The sequence below is a fragment of the Bacillus sp. (in: firmicutes) genome, assembly GCF_031983925.1.
Classification (GTDB): domain Bacteria; phylum Bacillota; class Bacilli; order Bacillales; family Bacillaceae_G; genus Bacillus_A; species Bacillus_A pacificus.
This window is the reverse complement of sequence record NZ_DALYZR010000001.1, coordinates 1,012,504-1,033,590: the sequence shown is the minus strand read 5'-3', so window position 1 is coordinate 1,033,590 and position 21,087 is coordinate 1,012,504. Positions and strand designations below refer to the sequence as shown.

20 protein-coding genes and 1 pseudogene are annotated in these 21,087 nt (G+C 33.2%); 3 read left to right on the top strand and 18 right to left on the bottom strand.

The window, feature by feature from the left end; translation table 11 throughout:
• Nucleotides 1-179 precede the first annotated feature (179 nt).
• Nucleotides 180-362: pseudogene (locus tag RTP99_RS05405) on the bottom strand (RNA-guided endonuclease TnpB family protein); the annotation flags it as partial.
• An 88-nt stretch (nucleotides 363-450) separates the two neighbouring features.
• A complete protein-coding gene (locus RTP99_RS05400; RefSeq protein ID WP_000191907.1) occupies nucleotides 451-933 on the bottom strand; it encodes a MarR family winged helix-turn-helix transcriptional regulator in 483 nt (160 codons plus the stop codon).
• A 107-nt stretch (nucleotides 934-1,040) separates the two neighbouring features.
• Between RTP99_RS05400 and RTP99_RS05395 the strand changes: the two genes are divergently transcribed.
• Nucleotides 1,041-2,726, top strand: coding sequence for an alpha-keto acid decarboxylase family protein (locus RTP99_RS05395; RefSeq protein WP_011040340.1), 1,686 nt, complete (start codon nucleotides 1,041-1,043; stop codon nucleotides 2,724-2,726).
• Between the two features lie 177 nt (nucleotides 2,727-2,903).
• Here the strand turns inward: RTP99_RS05395 and RTP99_RS05390 are convergent, their stop codons facing one another.
• From RTP99_RS05390 to RTP99_RS05350, 9 genes are all read right to left on the bottom strand, one after another.
• Complete coding sequence (locus tag RTP99_RS05390; protein ID WP_000381777.1) at nucleotides 2,904-3,686, bottom strand: class I SAM-dependent methyltransferase; 783 nt, start codon at nucleotides 3,684-3,686, stop codon at nucleotides 2,904-2,906.
• Nucleotides 3,687-3,974: 288 nt separating this feature from the next.
• The gene (locus RTP99_RS05385) at nucleotides 3,975-4,382 is read right to left on the bottom strand and encodes a VOC family protein (protein WP_000072497.1); all 408 of its coding nucleotides are present in this window, start codon (nucleotides 4,380-4,382) and stop codon (nucleotides 3,975-3,977) included.
• 119 nt (nucleotides 4,383-4,501) lie between these two features.
• On the bottom strand, nucleotides 4,502-5,212 hold the full coding sequence (locus tag RTP99_RS05380; protein WP_000787464.1) for a class I SAM-dependent methyltransferase: 711 nt from the start codon (nucleotides 5,210-5,212) through the stop codon (nucleotides 4,502-4,504).
• A 100-nt stretch (nucleotides 5,213-5,312) separates the two neighbouring features.
• Nucleotides 5,313-6,074, bottom strand: a complete 762-nt coding sequence (locus RTP99_RS05375; RefSeq protein ID WP_000724598.1) for an ABC transporter ATP-binding protein — start codon at nucleotides 6,072-6,074, stop codon at nucleotides 5,313-5,315.
• A gap of 11 nt (nucleotides 6,075-6,085) precedes the next feature.
• Nucleotides 6,086-8,425, bottom strand: coding sequence for an ABC transporter permease (locus RTP99_RS05370; RefSeq protein WP_046646999.1), 2,340 nt, complete (start codon nucleotides 8,423-8,425; stop codon nucleotides 6,086-6,088).
• 6 nt (nucleotides 8,426-8,431) lie between these two features.
• Entirely contained in the window at nucleotides 8,432-9,679 is a 1,248-nt protein-coding gene (locus RTP99_RS05365; RefSeq protein WP_116733357.1) for an MFS transporter, read from the bottom strand.
• A gap of 66 nt (nucleotides 9,680-9,745) precedes the next feature.
• On the bottom strand, nucleotides 9,746-10,375 hold the full coding sequence (locus RTP99_RS05360) for a TetR/AcrR family transcriptional regulator (protein ID WP_001223563.1): 630 nt from the start codon (nucleotides 10,373-10,375) through the stop codon (nucleotides 9,746-9,748).
• Between the two features lie 253 nt (nucleotides 10,376-10,628).
• A complete protein-coding gene (locus RTP99_RS05355; protein ID WP_016717510.1) occupies nucleotides 10,629-11,981 on the bottom strand; it encodes a DEAD/DEAH box helicase in 1,353 nt (450 codons plus the stop codon).
• Nucleotides 11,982-12,054: 73 nt separating this feature from the next.
• Nucleotides 12,055-12,324 carry a hypothetical protein gene (locus tag RTP99_RS05350; protein WP_000054532.1) on the bottom strand — a complete coding sequence of 90 codons (270 nt, stop codon included), beginning with the start codon at nucleotides 12,322-12,324 and terminating at the stop codon, nucleotides 12,055-12,057.
• Between the two features lie 29 nt (nucleotides 12,325-12,353).
• Here RTP99_RS05350 and RTP99_RS05345 point away from each other — a divergent pair, with 29 nt between their 5' ends.
• On the top strand, nucleotides 12,354-13,145 hold the full coding sequence (locus RTP99_RS05345) for a hypothetical protein (RefSeq protein WP_011040338.1): 792 nt from the start codon (nucleotides 12,354-12,356) through the stop codon (nucleotides 13,143-13,145).
• A gap of 56 nt (nucleotides 13,146-13,201) precedes the next feature.
• On the opposite strand, the gene RTP99_RS05340 is transcribed toward RTP99_RS05345, so the two are convergent.
• Nucleotides 13,202-13,888: an MBL fold metallo-hydrolase gene (locus RTP99_RS05340; RefSeq protein WP_000691152.1), complete on the bottom strand. Its 687-nt coding sequence runs from the start codon at nucleotides 13,886-13,888 to the stop codon at nucleotides 13,202-13,204.
• A gap of 244 nt (nucleotides 13,889-14,132) precedes the next feature.
• Between RTP99_RS05340 and RTP99_RS05335 the strand changes: the two genes are divergently transcribed.
• The gene (locus tag RTP99_RS05335; RefSeq protein ID WP_000415064.1) at nucleotides 14,133-14,450 is read left to right on the top strand and encodes a YkvA family protein; all 318 of its coding nucleotides are present in this window, start codon (nucleotides 14,133-14,135) and stop codon (nucleotides 14,448-14,450) included.
• A 232-nt stretch (nucleotides 14,451-14,682) separates the two neighbouring features.
• Here RTP99_RS05335 and RTP99_RS05330 read toward each other — a convergent pair whose 3' ends face one another.
• The 6 genes from RTP99_RS05330 to RTP99_RS05305 form a co-directional block, all read right to left on the bottom strand.
• Nucleotides 14,683-15,918, bottom strand: a complete 1,236-nt coding sequence (locus RTP99_RS05330; RefSeq protein ID WP_000021837.1) for an MFS transporter — start codon at nucleotides 15,916-15,918, stop codon at nucleotides 14,683-14,685.
• Between the two features lie 138 nt (nucleotides 15,919-16,056).
• A complete protein-coding gene (locus RTP99_RS05325) occupies nucleotides 16,057-16,527 on the bottom strand; it encodes a MarR family transcriptional regulator (RefSeq protein WP_001030912.1) in 471 nt (156 codons plus the stop codon).
• Between the two features lie 232 nt (nucleotides 16,528-16,759).
• Complete coding sequence (gene tdcB, locus RTP99_RS05320; RefSeq protein WP_000628902.1) at nucleotides 16,760-17,761, bottom strand: bifunctional threonine ammonia-lyase/L-serine ammonia-lyase TdcB; 1,002 nt, start codon at nucleotides 17,759-17,761, stop codon at nucleotides 16,760-16,762.
• 86 nt (nucleotides 17,762-17,847) lie between these two features.
• Nucleotides 17,848-19,431 carry an aminotransferase class V-fold PLP-dependent enzyme gene (locus tag RTP99_RS05315; RefSeq protein WP_000523034.1) on the bottom strand — a complete coding sequence of 528 codons (1,584 nt, stop codon included), beginning with the start codon at nucleotides 19,429-19,431 and terminating at the stop codon, nucleotides 17,848-17,850.
• A 69-nt stretch (nucleotides 19,432-19,500) separates the two neighbouring features.
• A complete protein-coding gene (gene plsY / locus RTP99_RS05310; protein ID WP_000610849.1) occupies nucleotides 19,501-20,049 on the bottom strand; it encodes a glycerol-3-phosphate 1-O-acyltransferase PlsY in 549 nt (182 codons plus the stop codon).
• 131 nt (nucleotides 20,050-20,180) lie between these two features.
• Nucleotides 20,181-21,080, bottom strand: coding sequence for a BadF/BadG/BcrA/BcrD ATPase family protein (locus tag RTP99_RS05305; RefSeq protein WP_000876575.1), 900 nt, complete (start codon nucleotides 21,078-21,080; stop codon nucleotides 20,181-20,183).
• Nucleotides 21,081-21,087: the final 7 nt, after the last annotated feature.

The window sequence follows — 21,087 nt, the reverse complement described above, 5'->3', positions numbered from 1 at the left end:
TACGATAACACCTCAAGTAAGTTTTGGTTGGTACTGGCAACGAACGATTGTTTTCCCACTTGCACCACCCTTTCGAAAAAGAGCAATTCTTCCTTATGGAAGAAGCCACCACTCAGATGACTCCGGCGTGTGCTACAAGCCCCGACAAATCGAGTACACATGGATGGTTGACACACCCACTAAGCTATGCACGAAGCAACAGCCTTACGTTTTTGCACTTCTAATAGAATCGGCGTTTTCACTTTGAGATTGCCATCCAATTGTACAACTCTTGATTTTTGCAATGTATTCAGCACACCATTAATGTCAGTATGGATACATGTTCCTGCTTTACTTCGGTACAATCTAAATGTAGGAGATTTTTTATTTCTTACATTTTTAGGCATACGTATTTTAATGGAATGGATAAAATCTGTTCTTTTTCAAACTATAAAACAGATATATTTCTTATCATTTTTGATCGATTACAACTTCTCGCTTCGACATCCAAGCATCAAAACCTGATCGGCTATTTGCCATTTCATTCATAACTTGATGCCAATTTTCTTCACACGATTCACCAAATTTTGAAAAAATAGCACCCATTTGTTGCCTTTGTACATCGCTCAATTTTTTCTCTAATTCGGTACCTTTTTCTGTTAAAGATAACTGTTTCACACGACGGTCATGTGTAGCTTCATTACTCTCAATTAAACCCTTTTCCACAAGTTGTCGTAATGGTCCGTGTAGAGCCTGTTTACTTATTTCTAACAGTGATAATAACTCATTTACGCTTAGACCTGGAAAGCGTGCGATAAAAAATAAAATTCGGTGGTGTACTCGTTGTATGCCATACTCTTTTATAATTTCATCTGGCTTTTCAGTAAATGTTTTATATGCAAAGTAAAATAATGCTAATGCTTCATTCATCTGTTCTTCTTTATGTTGTGTCATCTATTTTCCCCCTGTATGTAAATTATACCACAATCCAGTAATCAATATTTTAATGAACGCATTTGAACTTCTTTCGTCTATTGAAATATTCATTGCACAATTAGGAGATGATTCATTTGAAAACGCAATATACTGTAAGTACATATTTATTAGACAGACTAAGCGAATTAGAAATTGAGCATATTTTTGGTGTCCCTGGTGATTATAATTTGGCTTTTTTAGATGATGTAGTAGCACATGAAAAGTTAGAGTGGGTTGGCAATTGTAATGAATTAAATGCAGCATATGCTGCTGATGGATATGCTCGTATAAAAGGAATCGCTGCTCTTATTACCACTTTCGGTGTTGGAGAATTAAGCGCCATTAACGGTGTTGCTGGCTCATACGCAGAAAATGTACCTGTTATAAAAATCACGGGGACACCACCTACAACAGTAATGGAGAATGGAGCACTCGTTCATCATACGTTAGGTGATGGAAAGTTCGATCACTTTTCCAATATGTATCGAGAAATTACTGTAGCGCAAACAAATTTAACCCCCGAACATGCTGCTGAGGAAATTGATCGTGTGTTACGTGCATGTTGGAGTGAGAAACGCCCTGTTCATATTCAATTACCGATTGATGTGTATAATAAACCAATTAATAAACCTACGGAATCCATTTTACATAAACCAGTTGTAAGTAATAAAGATGCGCTGGATAAAATGCTTTTACATGCAACTTCGAAAATAAACAGTGCCAGAAAACCTGTTATTTTAGCTGATTTTGAAGTGGCTCGTTTTCATGCTGAAGAATATTTGCATCAATTCGTAGAAAAAACTGGATTTCCTATCGCGACATTAAGTATGGGGAAAGGAATATTCCCTGAAAAACACCCCCAATTTATAGGAATTTATACTGGTGACGTTAGTCCTTCATACTTACGAAAAAGAATTGATGAATCTGACTGTATTATTAGTATTGGCGTGAAATTAACTGATACTATTACCGGTGGCTTTACACAAGGATTTAAAAAAGAGCAAGTAATAGAAATCCATCCCTATACTGTGAAAATTATGGATAAAAAATATGGACCCGTTGTAATGAAAGATGTTTTAAAACAATTAAATGATTTAATCGAACATCGCAAAGAAGACACACTTGAAATTAAGCCGTTTATTTCAGAATCACTACCTATAACAGAAGAGTTCAATCCAAAAGCACAAATGATTACACAAAAACGATTTTGGCAACAAATATACCATTTCTTACAAGAAAACGATGTTTTAATTGCAGAGCAAGGAACCCCTTTCTTCGGTAGTGCCACTATCCCTTTACCAAATAACACTACTTATGTCGCACAACCATTATGGGGATCAATTGGTTATACATTACCTGCTCTACTGGGCACACAGCTCGCTAATTTATCGCGGCGTAACATTTTAATTATTGGTGATGGTTCTTTCCAATTAACTGTTCAAGAGTTATCAACTATACTTCGGAAAAATTTAAAACCAATTATATTTTTAATTAATAACAATGGATACACTGTTGAACGTGCAATTCATGGTCAAAATGAACCGTATAATGACATACAAATGTGGGATTACACAAAACTAGCGAACGTATTCGGAACAGAAGAAAAAAGTCTAACATGGAAAGTGGAAAATGAAACAGAGTTAGCAGAAGTCTTAATGAATATAACTGTAAATAACAATCAACTTATCTTTATTGAAGTTGTAATGAGCCAAGGGGATCAGCCTGAACTGTTAGCTAATCTTGGGAAAAGATTCGGCATGCAAAATTCTTAATAAGGCAACGTGTAGCAAAAAATAATAACAGGTTCAGCTGAGAGTTGTAAAATTTGTTTATATACTCAAAATACACAAGAAAAAGGATGGCCATTGCCATCCTTTTTGACATATATTGAACTTTCCCTATTTTGAAGACCATTCTTCAACTAATCCCGGTATAACAATTAATAATTTTTAATCCATCTTTAACTTTATTGCTTTTGTAGCAATAAAAGTTTTAATATGTTTATCTAATATTCTAGTTCCACCAAAATCATCCTCGTAAAAACCACTTATAACTAAACCAGCTTCAATTTGACCTTGAATTTGGTCTTCAAGAGTATGTGCATATTCTATTGTTTGATTGGAATTTACATAATCTTGAACTTCATCCTCTGGTAAGTAGTCTAGTGTTGATGAAGGTATAGAATGTTTAACATCAAGTATACCCTTTTGCTCTTGATTGTCATCAAAAATCCATAGTAACGGATTTGTAAATCCTGAAATAAGAATTCCTCTATTCTTTAGTACCCTTGATATCTCATTCCATACAAGATTAACATCTTTTACAAACAAATTAGAAACGGGATTTACGACCATATCAAAATATTCATCTTCAAAATCACTAAGGTCTGACATATCTCCTTGAACTGTTTTTAAAGTTAACCCGTCCCGTTCTGCTACCTTTTTATCTTGTTCCAACTGCTTTCTTGATATATCAGTAACTGTTACATCTGCTCCAGCAGCAGCTAGAACAGGTGCTTGTTGCCCTCCACCTGACGCTAAGCAAAGTATCTTTAATCCATCTAATGATTTTGGAAACCACTCTCTAGGAACTGATTTTTCTGTGGTAACTGTGATTTCCCATTCACCTGATTTACTTCTTTCAATAACCTCGCGACTTACAGGTTGTGTATATCTAGAACCTTCTTCAACCTTTTTATCCCATGCATTACTGTTTTGTTGAGTTGTATCCATTATAACTATTCCCCCTAGCTATCTTGTTATATTTTAAATGTAAGATCATTTACTATAAAAGCTTTCCTTTTTCTATTAACGTAACCAATAATTAATACATATTTTTCTATATTTATATTAACAGATAAAAAGCAGCAATAAAAACAAAATATTCTAAATAGGAAAAATACAAATTCGTTTAAACAAATAAAAAGGCATTCCAAACCTGTTGACGGTTGGAACACCTTTTTATTTGTTATTTAAATTTTTAACCTCTTAACTACACTCATTAAACAAATCAATTACAATTTATTCCGCAAGCGTTAACTGCCAAGACACACCATACTTATCATTTAACCAACCAAATTTTTTACTAAACGGATAGGCACCTAAAGGCATAAGTACTGCTCCATCCTCCGCTAGTTTATTAAAAGCCGTTTCAATTTCTTCTTCCGTATTACAAGTTACATAAAGAGACATAGCTGGTGTAAATGTAAAATTATGATTTACATAACTATCTATGCACATGAATTCTTGCCCGTGTAACGTAAATGTTGCCTGAATTACAGTACCCTCTTTACCAGGTCCATTTTCATCGTAGCGAGAGATACTTACAATTTCTGATTGATCAAATAGTGATGTGTAAAAATTCATCGCTTCTTCAGCTTTACCTTCAAACATTAAAAATGTAGTGATTTTTTGATTTGTGTTACTCATACAGAGACAACCCCTTGTTATGTATTTATGCAAAATATACATCGGCCAGCAAAACCGAACGTATTTTCCCGTAAGTGTATTGTCTATAAAAACGATGAGTTTGTCAATTATCTACTTCCTTATTTCTTCTTAAATAATGCTGTCCAAAGAAATGATTCTCCAAACATAGTATTCGGTTGTTCAATTTGCTTCATTTTTCTAATTTCAATCACTTCAAATCCCTTAAATACCTCTCTTAATTTCTCTTCCGAATAAGCCAGACCACCTTGCAGACTCCATCCTCTATATACGTCCCAATCTGTTATTTCTGAGCCATTTCGCTCATCTAAATCGCCTGCCGCAAAACATGTTAATCCGAAATAACCACCTGATTTCAATGAGTTTTTAATTAAATCCACATAATTTATTCTTCTATGTGGTGGAATATGATGTAAACAACCCGAATCGTATACAAAATCAAATTCATTTTGGACCTCTAAATTAAAAATTGAATCACAAATAAATTCAATTTCTATCCCTTTTGCTAAAGCCCGCTCTTTCGCCCATTTAATGCCTTCTATAGATAAATCCACTGCCGTTACATCAAACCCTTCATTTGCTAGATAAATTGCGTTTCTACCCGGACCACATCCAAGTTCTAGTACTTTTCCTTTTGAAACCCAATTTTTATTTATATACGAAACTAGGTTCTCATCTGGAACGTTTTCAAAAAACGGAACATCTTTTTCTCTATTCGCATAAAATTCATTCCAAAATGGTTCTGCTGGTCTTAATAATGAATCAAGCATTTTAATAGTATCTTCTTGATTATGCAACGTTTCATTTTTCACTTGTATCCCTCCAAATTTAAATAGTCAGAAAATCATTATACACCTTTCAGAACTTTCAGACAAAAAGAAAAACTCCTACATTCAATAGGAGTTTTTCTTTTTAAAATCCAAGTATAGCTAACCATTTTAACAACTTCTCTTCTCGCGCTTTTAAATCATCGTTCCTAAGCTTACCTAACTGTATTTCACTCACAATTTCTCCGTCCGCCATAAAAAGAACTCTTTCTGTTTTCGCTGCTACCTTTACATCATGAGTCACTAACATAATAGTCGTTCCATCACGGTTAATATTTAATAAAATTTGCATTACCTCTTCTGTTGATTTTAAATTTAGAGCACCCGTTGGCTCATCAGCAAAAATAATATTTGGATTATTAATGAGCGCTCTACAAATAGAAACTCTTTGTAATTGCCCTCCAGATGCTTCGGTTATATAATGAGACGCTATATCACTTATCCCCATTTTCCCCATTAGCGCTAGAGCACGTTTATTTACTATTTTCTTACTCTCACACTTCGCTAAATATGCTGACAAAATGATATTATCAAATAGATTCAAGTTTCTAAGAAGGTTACTCTGCTGAAAAATAAATCCTATTTCAGTAAGGCGCAACTTGGCTAACGCTTCTTCTTTCATACAAGATATTTCTTTACCACCAATTTTCACACTTCCTGATGACATTTGATCCATTCCACTAATATTATATAGTAACGTCGATTTCCCAGAACCAGAAGGCCCCATAACCGATACAAATTCTCCCTCATAAACCTCTAAATCTATATTTTTTAGCACGTGATAATTTGCATTTCCATCTATTGAATATGTTTTGTTTACTTGCTTTACTTCTACAATTTTTTTCAAGTTTTACACCCCTACTCCCCATTTGGCTTTACATCGTTTGTGTGCTTTATAGTAAAACTACTGAAAAGTGTTGTTGCAGTCACACATATAAATAATATCGCTGGGCAGATTATATAAGAAACGATAGGATTTACGACAAACTTTATATGAGCTGCTCCCATAAATGAGCCTAACCGACTTACTAACATTTCACCAAACGTAGCAGCTATACATGTCCCTATCACAATGCCTAATAATACAATGACGATAGAACGTGTTATATACTGTATACGAATATCTTTACTAGAAAAACCGATATTTTTCATAATTAAAATTTGCGAAGAATCTTTTGCTAATAACATTTTAAAAAGCATTGCAGTAATTAAAACTGATATCAATATCGCAATCAAAATAGCCACTTGAGTCACGAGTCTTAATTGTTTAATTGTCTCTCCTAAAGTTTGCGTTAAATAATCATCCGTATCTGTTATTTTTGCAGAACTAAAATTTTGTTTATACTCCTTCACTTTTTCTTGCAAATCAACATTAGACTTTAAATCTACATTTACTACATACCATAATATGTTTTCGTTATTATAAGAAAAGTTCGCTTTAGCTGTTTTCCCGCCATTTGTTACATCTTGATACATACCACTAATCGTAAGTGTTTTCTCTTTCCCATCAACAAATAAAACGATAGAATCCCCTACATTCTTTTTTAATTCATTTGTGTTCATATAAGAAAGAGCAATTTCATTTTCATTTTTTGGTGCCCTACCTTGCATATAGTCTAATGGAAATGTAGTGAAGTCTCCCACTTCTACATGTAAGTTTTCATGTGTACCATCAGCGCTTACCATTTTAAATGTACTCGTTACAAATGTTGCATATTTTTCTACTTCATCATCATTTCGTAAATATGATATAACGTCCTTAAATCGTTTCTCTATATTTTCAGTTTGCTGTAAATCTATTCGAATATCACTTTTTCCTGTTCCCATATAATTAACAAACTTCGGTGACTGAATCGTATACAAAAAGTTAACAGGTACAACAATCATAAACACAGCTATTATTAATACGATACTTAATACGCGATATAACTTAAATCTTTTTATAACATCTTGTATACCAATAAATATATTTACATTTTTAAATTTAGATCGATTGAGTGAAAAAGAGTTTCTAATCTTTCTTTTCCCTATTTTATCTCTTGATTGTAAAGCAGCTATTGCTGTAATTCCCCTAAATTTCCGTAAAATGATACGACAGAACAAGATAACGACTAAAAATAACAGTGTTGTAATTATGAATGGCACAACATTGTGTAAAATACTTTTATCTGCTGCCCCCATATAAAGAGTGATATTCGAAGTGAATATCTTTGTAACAAATAATGAAAGTATATATCCACATATACACCCACCAGCTGAAATAACAACATATTTTGTTACATATAGTTTTTGAATATCTTTACTTGTAATGCCGATAGCTTTCATAACACCAATTTCCCGGTAATCTTCTTCCATCGAAGTAATGATCGTAAATCTAATACATAGCATTGCAATTAACATTAATAATGCGCTTATTATGATAAGTACCGCAGCTATTATTCCATCTGTTAATGAATTGAGTGTTTTAAATAGGGAATACGTAATAGAGGGACCTTTTTGAGGTAAGTTCGATGACTCGTATAGATTTTCAAATTCATTTATTTTATTTACATCAGTTAGCTGGAATTCAATAAGATATTCGCTTTCTCCAAAATTCCTTTTTATTCTTTCGAAATCTTCATAGCTTATTACGAATCGTTTTGAACTAACAATTGATGGATTCATTTGAACATCACGAACAAATGCTGAAATAGTAAATTCTAGTTCATTTTTATTTTTATCAACCCATATTTTATCTCCAATACGCAAATTATATTTTTGCATATAATAAATGGGTACACCTATTTCCCCTTTCCTAATATCAACCACTTCATTATTTAAATTTAATAAAAAATCAAACTTACTATTTTGTTTAACGAAGCTTATGTCCATTACACTATTATGTTCCGCTTCATTTTTCTTCTTTATAAAAATGTTAGATCCGTTTATTTGGACCATCTCAGCCGTTTGTTGTTTTTTTACAAACGGAGTTTTTTCTACAAAGGAATCAATTGACTTTTGATTTACTTCTCCGGCATGCATTTGTACGAAATGCGGTGCGTTTGATACTTTAACCAATTGCTCCATTGAGTTCAATAGATTTATAACGTTACTTGAAGCACTAGCCATTAAAAGACTTGATAACATGATAAACATAAATAAAATGGTAATTATCATTTTATTTTGAGAGAAATCTCTTTTTAACATTCTCCTAATCATATTAAGCTAGTTCCCTTCATTCGATAGTATTTTCTTCGTCACAACCGCTATTAATAACATTATGAAACTAATAACTAATATAGGTAAATAAATTTTCATACTGAATTCTTCAAACATAAAACCATAAACGACTTGCCCAATCGGTGCCATACATTGGGATACCGCTGTTATAATTGCCATTACTTTTCCTAAGTTTTCATTTGGTGTTTTCTTTTGAACTACAGTAATCACATAGATGGATACAATTGTCATGATCATTGCAATTAGAATAGAAGAAAGTATAAAGAGGATAAATGGTGGATAGTATCCTAAATTAAGAATAAATGGTGTAACTGATAGTGCCATTGGTATTACTAATAAAGCTATTAAAATCATCCAATAATACAATGTTTTCATCTGTAGCTTTTTCGCAAAAAAACCTATTGATAATGCACCTATTATAGTAGCAAAATCGATCAATCCCATTCCAATTCCATATAACGTGTGGCTACTTTCCATTGTGACTCGTATAATAATTGGAGCACCAACAACAAATAGCGGCGTCAGTATTAAATTTAGTAATGCGGCTAAAAGCATAGATTTCAAAATAAATGGCTGTTTTAAAACGTATATAAACCCTTCTTTCATATCCTTTACAATTGTCGGTATGATATGACTTTCTTGCACTCTCTTTATAAAAGGTATTGTAATAAACATTTCTAAAATCGCAGATAAAAAGAAAGCAAGACAGCTTATTATGACAAGCATTTTCAAACCAATTATGCCGTACAATATTCCTCCTAATACAGGAGCAACTATATTAGATAACGCTTGCACACCATTTACGATACCGTTCGCTTGTTCTAACTTTTTCTCTGGAACTAATTGCGGAATACTGGCCATTACTACCGGTGCGTACATTGCACTAATGATCGCTAGTAAAAACATAATTGTTCCAATCGATAAAATAGATACAGATCCAGTAAATAACAAAACTATAAAACTTAATACAATCGCAGCGTTTATAAAATCAAATATAACCATTACATTACGGCGATTGAAACGATCTGCTATCGCACCGCCAAGAGGAGCTAGCAAAAACGGAATACTCGTTACCGCATATAATCCTGCGAATATATCAGCACGCCCTGTTATATCTAGCACATATAATGACAGAGCAAAACGTAAAAGTGTTGAACCTAAAATAGTAATAATTTGTCCACTCACCATTAAATAAAAATCTTTCATCGAAGGTTTTATACTAATAGACATTATAATCACACCCTTCCTTAATTTAGACCGACTGTCGGTCTATAATAAACAAACAAAAAAGCATTATTTCTACTTCATTAAAACCTCCATCATATAATCAAAGGATCCTTCTTTCGCTCCAACAGATACTTCCATCATTTTAATATAAGCTTTCGCTCTTCTCATCATTTCTTCCGGTTTCCATTGGAATAACCCATCATCAAATATGACTTGCGCGGAGGATAGTAATAGTTCAATCGTTTCTTGTGGGTATGGTGTAGAAAATACACCTTCATCGATTCCTTGTTCTAAAATCTCTGCTAAAACAGGAGATAAATGAATAATGGATTGCACTATACTTTTTTGATGCATTTCCGCATTATTTGGTTGATGAAATTGCTCAATCATTTTATCTTTTACATCCCCTGATTTTGGCGATTGCTCCATTAAAACTCGAAATAACTTTTCTAACACTGGGATATTGGGATTAGAGACAATTACTTTCGCTTTAGCAACATCTTCTTTAATGATCCTCATAATGATTTCATCCATTACTTCTTCTTTCGACTTAAAATAGTGATAAAACGTCCCCTTTGCTATCCCTATCTCTTTTAAAATGTCATTTACTGTTGTTTTCGTATAACCTTTCGTAACAAACAAGCGTTCAGCCCTTTCTAAAATTTCTTTTCTACGCTCCTCATACTCCTTTACTATTCGCATTCAAGTTCTCCTTCCCGCTAGACCGACTGTCGGTCTATTTAAATTATATGCTTAGTTAGTAAAAAGTTTCCTGTTATTGTACATATACACCATCTTACTTTCTATTTCCTTTATGAATTTTAAATTTATTAATACGGTAAATGAAATTTCAAAGATTATTTCTATGCAATCACTCTTGTGCTTATATCGACTTCGTTGCATAAAAACAAAAAATAGCCGCAACGCTTTGCGACTATTTTTGAATACTAACTATTTAACGGCCACGTCTTTGCTGACCTTGTTTTGCACTACTTTTCTTATTACTTGGCTTATTAAATGATCGGTTACTATCATTTCTCGAACTATTTCTTGAATCGTTTCTTCGGCCACCTTTAGAACCACTTCTTGAACCTTCACGGCTATCTCTTTGACGATATTGATCTGATTTTTTTGGAGCCGGCTTTGGTACCGGTTTTCCATTTTCATCAACATGTTTTATCTTCGGTTGTTCGATTATTTCTCTTTGCAGTGGTGCACCAAGCGTTTTTTCAATTTCTTCTAAATGTTTTTCATCTTTCGCTGCAACGAACGTAATTGCAAGACCTGATCCACCTGCACGTCCTGTTCGGCCAATGCGGTGAATATAGCTTTCTACATCTTCAGGGATATCATAGTTAAATACGTGTGTTACACCATCTACATCAAGTCCACGAGCTGCTACATCAGTCGCAATTAAGTACTGAATTTTAGCTTCGCGGAAACTCTTCATAACTCTTTCACGTTTCGCTTGAGGTATATCACCATGAAGTTCAGCACAATTATAACCTCTCCCTTTTAAATCATCATATAGCTTACTTGCTCTAACCTTTGTACGACAGAAAATAACTGCTAAAAATGGCTGATCACGATCCATAACAAAACGAAGTGCATCCGGCTTTGCACGATCTGTCGTCTCAATGACACGCTGCTCAATTGTATTTACCGTTACTTCTTCACTTTGTATTTGAATCATTTGCGGCTCATCCATATAACGTTTCGCCAATTTTTTAATATCTTTTGGCATCGTTGCTGAGAATAACATCGTTTGTTTACTACCAGGTGTCTCATCTAAAATATCTTCAATATCATATAAGAAACCGAAATAAAGCATTTGATCCGCTTCGTCTAATACAATCGTTGAAAGATTACTTAAATCAATTGTTTCACGTCGTATATGATCTAATAATCGTCCTGGTGTCGCAACAACAATATGTGTATTGCCTTTTAATTTCCTCAATTGCTGTGCTACATCTTGACCACCATAAATCGCTAGAACATTAATATCATCTCTTTGAACAAGCATTTTTTTAATTTCATTCGTAATTTGCAGTGCTAGTTCCCTTGTTGGCGCAACAATTAAAGCCTGAACATCACTACACTCTGGATCGATTTTTTCTAAAATCGGTAACACAAATGCTAATGTTTTACCCGTGCCTGTTTTTGCCTGCCCAATAATATCCTTACCAGACATAATAACAGGAATTGCCTTCTCCTGAATCGGTGTTGCTTCTGTAATTCCATTTTCACGTAATGTATGATTAAACGTTTCACTAATTCCTAATTCTAAAAAGTTTTTCAAATAGACCACTTCTTTTCCTTATTTTTCACATTAGCTTTCATTGTACCATTTGTTTCGCTAAATATGAAAAATAAAAAAATTCTTATCTTCTTTTTTTATATTCATCGTGTACTAGGTGGACAAATTCTTTTTGTTTTTTCTCGGAATTAATTAATGCCTCCATATTAGTAGTAGACAAAATAAACTTCTTAATTTTTCTATTACTCCAAATTAATTTTGTATACTTTGTATCTTCGTGTAGCTTTCGAAACCACTCTAATTCACTTAATTTTGCAATATTATGTTTTAATTTCATGTCATTTCGAGGGTAAAATAAAATGATATCTGCAATTACATCAAACAATAAACTCATTTTCTCCCCTCCTATACATATATATTTCAATGTTATGGAAATATAGTTACAGGGTGATGAAATTGACCAATACATGCATAAAGATTTTTTGCGTATTTTTCTTACTATATTTTCAATCGACCTCAATTATTATGGCAAAAGCTCAAACAAATGTGATAAGTGAATTTAAACAAGCTTTACTGAAAAATGATAAAAAATTAATGAGGTCATATGTAACAGATGGAGTTGAACTACCTACTTTCCAAACAAATAAACAAATTCATGAAATTAAAATAGTACCGTCTCCAAAAGAAGATACTACAATTCTTCTTTCTTATTTCAAAGGCAATGATGATGTATTTACTATCGGTTTCATTTTAGAAATAGTAACAAAAAATAATAAAATATCTCGAATTAATCAAATTTATAATGGAACCAATCCACTTATGAAAGAAGCTACTATCGTAAAAGAATATGAAATGAAGTGTAAGGAACATATACTTACTCCTACAAAATTCCCGTTCGAAATTCACGAATTTCAAGGGTACATCTATAACGATTACTTAAACCTCCACTACTACAATGAAGATATTAATGGGATTTTTAAAATCACTGTTTCACCAGTTCAAAACAAATTAGGCTTCTATGTACTTAGGGGAGCTAAGTTCTACACCTTAAAAAATAATATAAAAGCATTATATAATCCTCATGTTGATTCAGCATATGAGCTTATCTTTCAGCAGAATGGTTTTCAATATATAATTGCAATTGGTAACAAACGCTATATAAAAGGCAAATATAACGTAAAGGATTTAATTCAAATTGCGGAATCTATGAATTAAAAAACCGATCTTTTCAATATAGGAAAGATCGGTTTCTTTATTGCTTTATACAGTAATTATATAGTAAGCTTGCCTCCATGATAGCAATAATATGTTGTTGCTTTAAGGTTTTTAATCCTCTTTAATGACTCTTCCGCTTTTTCTATATCTAAGCAAAAATCCGGATTAGCTATTACTAACTCACGATTCTCTTGAACGGCCGCATCTCCTGTAATTACACAATCTAAATTCGGAAAATATAATGAAATATGTCCCGAAGTATGTCCTGATGTCGCTACTATTTGACATTCATTATTCAAAATCATTTGACCATCACATACTTTTCCATCGACGGAAACATGTCTTATATTTTTTAATTGTTGTATAAACCACTCACCAAATTCTTTCTCTTCAATTGGCATACGTTGTAACATGTCTTCAGCTTGAACTAGTCTCTCCGATTTTATATCACCATTAATGTAGTGGGATTCAATTTCACTAGCAATAATATTAACGTGAGGATATTTCACTTTCAAATCATATAAAGCCCCTATATGATCGTCATCATAATGAGTAATAATTATATTTTTTAAGTTTTTCATCTCATATTCATGTTTTAAAATTGCATTTTCAATTAAAGGTAAAAAACTTGGATATCCTGTATCGACTAATGTTAATTCATTATGTAATATAATTAAACTTGGATAAATACATTGTTTTTGTCCATTAAATTCGAATTCAATTGGTAGTTCTATTATTTTCATTTTTCCTCCCCCATACCCATTATTTAATGTTTAATAATTAATAAATCATCCACATACATTTTACTGTACATACTTATGTAACAAAACACTGTGAGTCGTTACATAACCAACATTCTATTATTTTGAACAGGTAATTCCTTATTTTTATGGAAATATACACTAAGAAAACCAATACAATTGATTATTTCCTCACTTCTTTGTCTATCCTTTTAAAAAATCTATTTTTTGTAAAAGGAGTGTTTATATGGAGAAACAAACACTTTGGAAAAAATTCAAGAAAAGCTCAGCAGATCTCGGTAAATCTAGCGTATATGAAAGTATTATTTTATACTACACAATGAGAAAAAAAGAGCTACCTACTAAAGCGAAATTTATCATATTAGCCGCTTTATCCTATTACGTGCTAACAATCGACTTCATTCCAGATATAGCTGCTATTATTGGGATTGGCTTATTAGATGATGTTTTAGCAATTGCTATTGCGCATAAATTTGTAATGCGCCATGCAGACGCTGAAATTCGAGAAAAGAGTAAAATAAAAATGGAGTCATTATTTACTTGAGCTCAGGCGTGACTTAAAATAGTTAGTCATTTACCCTAACTTTTCTAGTTTCAACGACAACCAATCTTTAATTAAGGTAAACTCTTTGCAGCCACTAAATATTATCCTGCATGAATTGCACTTTTACAGGATAAATCGTGTCAGAAACAACAGAAATTCTCTTAGCTCTTTACCCTTAGAAAATTAGGGTGCCAGCACTTATTCTTAAGTTCCGACACCCTATCATTCGTTTTTATGCAGTTACATGCGTCCCCCTATATAAAACTACTATTGCCGCTACTATAAGAATCATCCCCATAAAAGCAGGTGCTGCATGGCCGAGTGATACATAGGTTTGTCCCCCAATAATTGGACCAATCATTCTTGCTAAAGCTTGAATAGATTGACTACCACCTTGTATCCTTCCTTGTTCACTAGAACTGACAGACTTTGAGAGCATCCCATTGAATGAAGGCCCGAAAATTGAATCACCAAAACCAAACAGTAACATCCCAACGATTAAAAGTGGATATAAGGAAAACAAAGCAGACACTGCAATAAAACTGTATCCAATAATCTCCGATACCATTCCAAGTATCGCTATTTGTTTATCACTAAGCTTGATCAAAAGTTTTGGCATTATAAAAGCTTGTGAAATAATGTCTTGAAAGCCCATAATTGAAAACATAATTCCGATTAGTGCAGGCTGCCAATTAAAAGTATCCATCGTAAATTGAGTGAAAATTGCTTGTAAAGATCCGTTAGGTATCCATAGTAAAAACGCTGAGACAAGTAACCATTTTAAATTTTTCATGGAAAGTATGTTTGCTAGCTGCGCAAAAGGATTTAACCTTACAAAAGTAATCTCTGTTAACCTATTATTTTTATCAAGACTCTCAGGCATATATTTCATGCCATATAAAACATTTATTAAAGTTATGAGCGCTCCAAAGTATAAAGGTACAGAATGACCAAACTTTGCAAGTAACCCCCCAAGAGTTGGTCCAATAATAGTCCCCGCACCTACAACTGCACTCACCCATCCAAAATACTTCGTTCTCTGTTCTTGGGGAATAATATCTGCAAAATATGCAAAAATTGTACTTATACTCCCGCCTGTTATACCTTCAATTATGCGTCCAGCAAATAGTACCCATAAAGCTCCTCCTATTCCAAAAACTAAGTACCCAATTGCAGAACCAAATAAGCATATTAAAAGTAATGGACGACGGCCATATTTATCGCTCAAAGCTCCGAGTACAGGAGCAGCTAAAAACACGCAGGCCGCATATACGGAAGTTAGTAGTGTAACAACCAATGCTTGTTCTTCCGGATTACTTGTATATGGCTGGACTAAGAATGGGACTACAGGCATGATGATACTGAAACCTATACCACAAAGAAATACAGAAATAAGTCCGAATAGTAAAGCATGTTTATCTATGCTTTTTTCAGTTTTCCTTTCATTTTGTGATCTAAATATAGACATTTAATTTCTCTCCTTAAAAATTTTGTTGCTTTGTCAACAAAATAATAACTCCGTTTTGTTGATTAGTCAACAAAAACACAATAATAAAAAGGTAGCCTATTCTCAGGAGTAAGGCTACCTTTTTATTATTTAAATTTATTACGACTTAATATGTATACCCTGTTTCTTTATTTCTGCATCCAAATGTCTACTATACTTTTCCACAAAGCTAATTATACTGTCGAATTCTTTTTCAGTTACTTGCTCAAATACGACTTTATCCCGCTCTTGAAACTCTTTGTGCAAGTCTTCATGTATTTTATAAATTTCTTTCCCTTGTTCAGTAAGCTTAAAATAGATCTCTTTTTTATTCTCTGACTTTTGATAGCTTTCAATAAGGCCTTTTTTCATGAGCTTCTTAGTCATCCTACTTATAGCACCACGAGTTACATAAAAAGCCTCTGCGAGTTGTGTCACGTTAGAATCTGCATTGTTTTCAATATATTCAATGCAGTGGACCTCAGAAGACTTAAAACCTTTAAGACCGTCTTCCATCTTATCTTTATTAAGCCAAACCAGCTTATTATATACTTCCCTAAAACCGTTCATGACCTGTTCTTCTTTATTCATGACCTGCCCTCCTCACCGCTCATTAGCACATTACAACTATTATATTAAATTTCTGCTTACGTTTCGACAATATTGAAATAATTATTGTGACATTAAAGATATGTGTAAAAATAGGGGCTTAAATAAAACAATTCATTAAACAGCAAATTCTGCAAGGTTATTGCTACTTACAGTAAACGGTAGACAAAAAGTAAGAGCTAAGACTATTTCTCTTAGCTCTTCTTTTATAAAACTATTTCACTTCATTAGCGACAAAAAAGTGCTCACATACACTTGATATGCGCTGTAAGTCCACGTTCCCACCAGATATAACAGCTACTACTTTTTTCCCTTTTATATAACTATCAACTTTCCCTGCAAGTAGAGCAGCAGTAGCTAATGCGCCAGCCCCTTCTACAACAGCTTTACCACGTTGTAATAAGTCTTTCATCGCTACTTCTAATTCACCTTCTGATACTGTTACAATATCATCTACTAATTCTTTTACTACTTCAAAAGTTAAGTTACCAGGTATTTTAACTGCGCAACCATCTGCTATTGTAGGTGCCTCATAATGCTCTACAATCGTACCTTTGTCATAAGAAGCCTTCATCCCATGAACATTTTCTGCTTGTACACCAATTATATTGATTGATGGATTAAAAGATTTCAATGCTACAGCAATACCAGAAATAATTCCGCCTCCACCTATTGGTACAATGACAGTATCTACATCCCACATATCATCAAGAATGTCTAATCCAATTGTACCTTGACCAGCCATTACCTCTACATCATCATATGGATGTAAATATGTTTCACCTGTTTCTCTTATTATCTCTTCACATTTTGCCTTTGCATCATCAAAGGTTTCACCATGTAAAATCACTTCAGATCCATATCCTTTTGTTGCTTCAACTTTCGCCTGAGGTGCAGAAATTGGCATAATAATTTTACTTTTAATACCGAGTAAATGAGCTGATAAAGCAATTCCTTGCGCATGATTACCAGCAGAACAAGCAATTACTCCCCTCTCTTTTTCTTGATCTGTCAGCTGTGACATTTTGTTAAACGCACCACGGAATTTAAACGAACCTGTTAATTGCATATTTTCTAATTTCAAGTGAATTTCTCCGCCTGTTTTACTAGTCAAGTAAAATGATTTTACTAATGGAGTTTTACGAGCATTTCTATCCAGAATGTTTTGCGCTTTTTTAATATCGTCTATATGTAATGGTAGTTTTTTAGTTATCATACTAACACCTCTTCCAATGTTCTATTCCTAAGTTTTCGTAAGTCGTAGCCCCTTTATACGAAACCATCTATATTAAGAAAAAGTCTTTAAATATGTACCTCACTCTGTAATACACACAGTTGTAAACAATTCAACATCCTTTTCATATCACGTTCTTTATAATGATTTAGGCATGCAATTTGGATCCAGTTATTATTTTGTAAGTACGCTGATTCATAATGGACGATATATCCTTGTAACGCTAACGCATCACCGACCGCTTTAGAAGAAAGATCTCCATTTAATTGAATCGTAAGTATAATTGGTGCGGCATGTTCTTTAGGTGAAACAAGTTTTAAGCCTATACTAGTAATAGCTTCTTCCATATAATCATATGTCTCTTTAATTTTTACAAATGCTTTTTCATCTTCAAATCCCTTCAACGCTTCTTGCAATGCATAAATTAAATTCCATGAATGTGAATATGGAATACTTTCATTTTCTTCATACATACCAATGTCCATATAGGCCGGTAAAGTCTCGTTTACTTTCACATTATGATTATGAAAAACGAAAGATAATCCAGTAAACGATTTAATTGCCTTTCCGCTAACGCCGCTCGCAAAATATACACTCTTTAAATCTATCGGTATCGCTCCAATTGAGCTAATACAATCTACACATAGTTTCACTTTATACTTTTCACATAATGCATTTAACTCGTCTAAATCATTTAACATTCCGGTAGATGTTTCATGGTGAACAAACCAAAGCCACTCATAATTTCCAGCTTCCATTATTTGTTCTAATTCTGTAGAAATAAATGGTTGTCCCATTTCCTTTTTATACGTATCAAAATGTAATTGCGCGCGTGTTGCGTGTCTAACTAATCTATTGCCAAATTCCCCATTCGTTAATACTAGTCCATTTCCTTTTAAAGAGCGTAACTGTAAAGCGATAGCATCATTTGCTAACGTCCCTGTTCCTAACATGATTTGCACACGTTTTGCTTTTGTCATTTGTAGTAAACGTTTTTTCACATTTTCCATCGTCACATGAAATGACTTAGAACGATGTGAAATCGGCTTAGTAGAAAAAGCCTTTCGAACATTCTCTTCAATATCTACTGGACCAGGTAAAAATGTATATTCTTTCGTCATAATCCCCCCAACACTCGACTCTTCAAACATAGCAGGAGTAACATACATTGGCTGAAAGGCTGCTTCTTCTGTACCAACTAACGTATGGAAAGATTTGAACCCCATTTGCTCATATAAAGGTAGTTCACGTGTTGTCGCAGAAATGAGTGCCAATTCATATCCATTTAGAAGCAAATAACGATGTAAAAAGCGAATTAATCCTAACAATGCTCTTCCATTTCGATATTCACGTTCTACTGAAAGTAAACGAATTTCATACACGTTTTCTCCATGTTCTTGCAAATAAAAATCTAAATTTGAAATTTTATAATCTAACGAGAATGGTCGTTTTCCTCGCAATGCAACCATACCTACTAACTTATCTTCATCTAAACAAATTAAATATGTATTTTCATCATGAAACCGATCTATACGAACACGATCTTTCGTTTCTTCATGTTGCGGAATTTCTTCTACAAATGTTTTATAATTCAATTTATGTATACGTTCAAATTCCCAATCTTGATCAGCAACTTTATAAATTAACCCCATGCCTTATCTCCTTTATGTGTTTGATAAAAATTATAAGTGGAGATTTACTCCACTTATTAAAAGTTCGTTTCAGTCTCGATTTACATATAAAATAAGCACAATGATAAGAGCACTTAAAATAGTCGTAACAATAGAATAAGAATACAAAATCATGCAAACTGGTAAACAAGCAATTGTAATTAACCCTGGCTTAGTAAATCCTTTAAAGATTAAATAAAATATAATGAAAACAGCAACAAGGGTAAGCGCTATCAAGTAATCAAATGCGATTAATCCTCCAATAAAAGTTGATATGCCTTTTCCACCCTTGCCTTTAAATACAATTGGATAAATATGTCCAAGTAAAACAGCTAGTAAAGCTAACATTACAAATGTAGAATCTCCAAAAAGGTATTCTGCAATAGAAACTACGATTGCCCCTTTAATTGCATCACCTAAAAATGTAACGATAAAATACCCTTTTCCATATACACGTCCCATATTTCTTGCGCCGGGATTTCCGCTTCCTTCATTCCGAATATCAACGTCATGTCTCCATTTCGTTACTATATAAGCAGTCAATATGTTTCCAAATAAATAAGAAGCGACCAAATACAAAAACTGCATACTATTAATCATATAATCATTCACTTTCTACGTAGGAGTACTTATACAATATTCAAAAACTATGTATATTGTACTTTTTATCCACATCCCTTTATACATTTTAACATCATATATTTACAATTCATACAAAAATTCTCATACAGCTATTTTTTAAAATACATATTTTTCATTAAATAATATGTTCCTTTCACTGCTGGTTCGGATTGTAATACAAATGTAACTTCTCCTACACTTTTCTCACAGCATTTCTTAAATTCATCATATATTTCAGGAACGAAACGCAATATGCTGCCACTTACCGCAATTGAAACTAATAAATCAAGCTGCATCTTGTTATAAACATCTATCGTAATCCTTGCTAATTCCTTTCCAGCTTGCATCATAATTTCATGTGCAGCATCATTTCCATTTCTAGCTTCTCGAATAACGAATGGTGTGATTGCTGCAACTTTATCTTTTGAAGATCTATATACTAGCCTTTTTATATGAGACGCTGTCAAAAGTTGAAACTCGTCTTGAATTCTTAGGCTTAATGGACAGAGTCTAATTCCTTGATCCAATTGATTTGCCATTCTCTTTAAAGCTTGTAATCCAATCCAATATCCGCTTCCTGCATCTCCTAAAATATGTCCCCATCCGCCGCTATACTCGTACACTTCTCCTTTCTTTCCAAGACAAATTGTACCTGTACCGCCAATTGTTAAAATTCCATCTTTTCCTTTTAAAACAGCTGCATGTGCAATCATCGCATCATTAAAAACTTCAATTGGTGTTCCGTACTTCTTCTTTAGACGTAATGTTAATTCATTCGTATTCACTCCACTTACACCCGCTAATCCTAAACAAATACAAACGCAATGCTCATTTAATACACCTTTCTGGCATTGATCAATCGCCTCCATAATATGCACAAGAGCTTCTTCAAAATCTATTAATATATTTCCAAAACCACTTGTAGCTCTTACAAGTTCATTTCCATCTTTATCAAATGCAATTGCTTCTGTCTTCGTTCCCCCGCCGTCTATTCCAATCATATACTTCATATGTTCG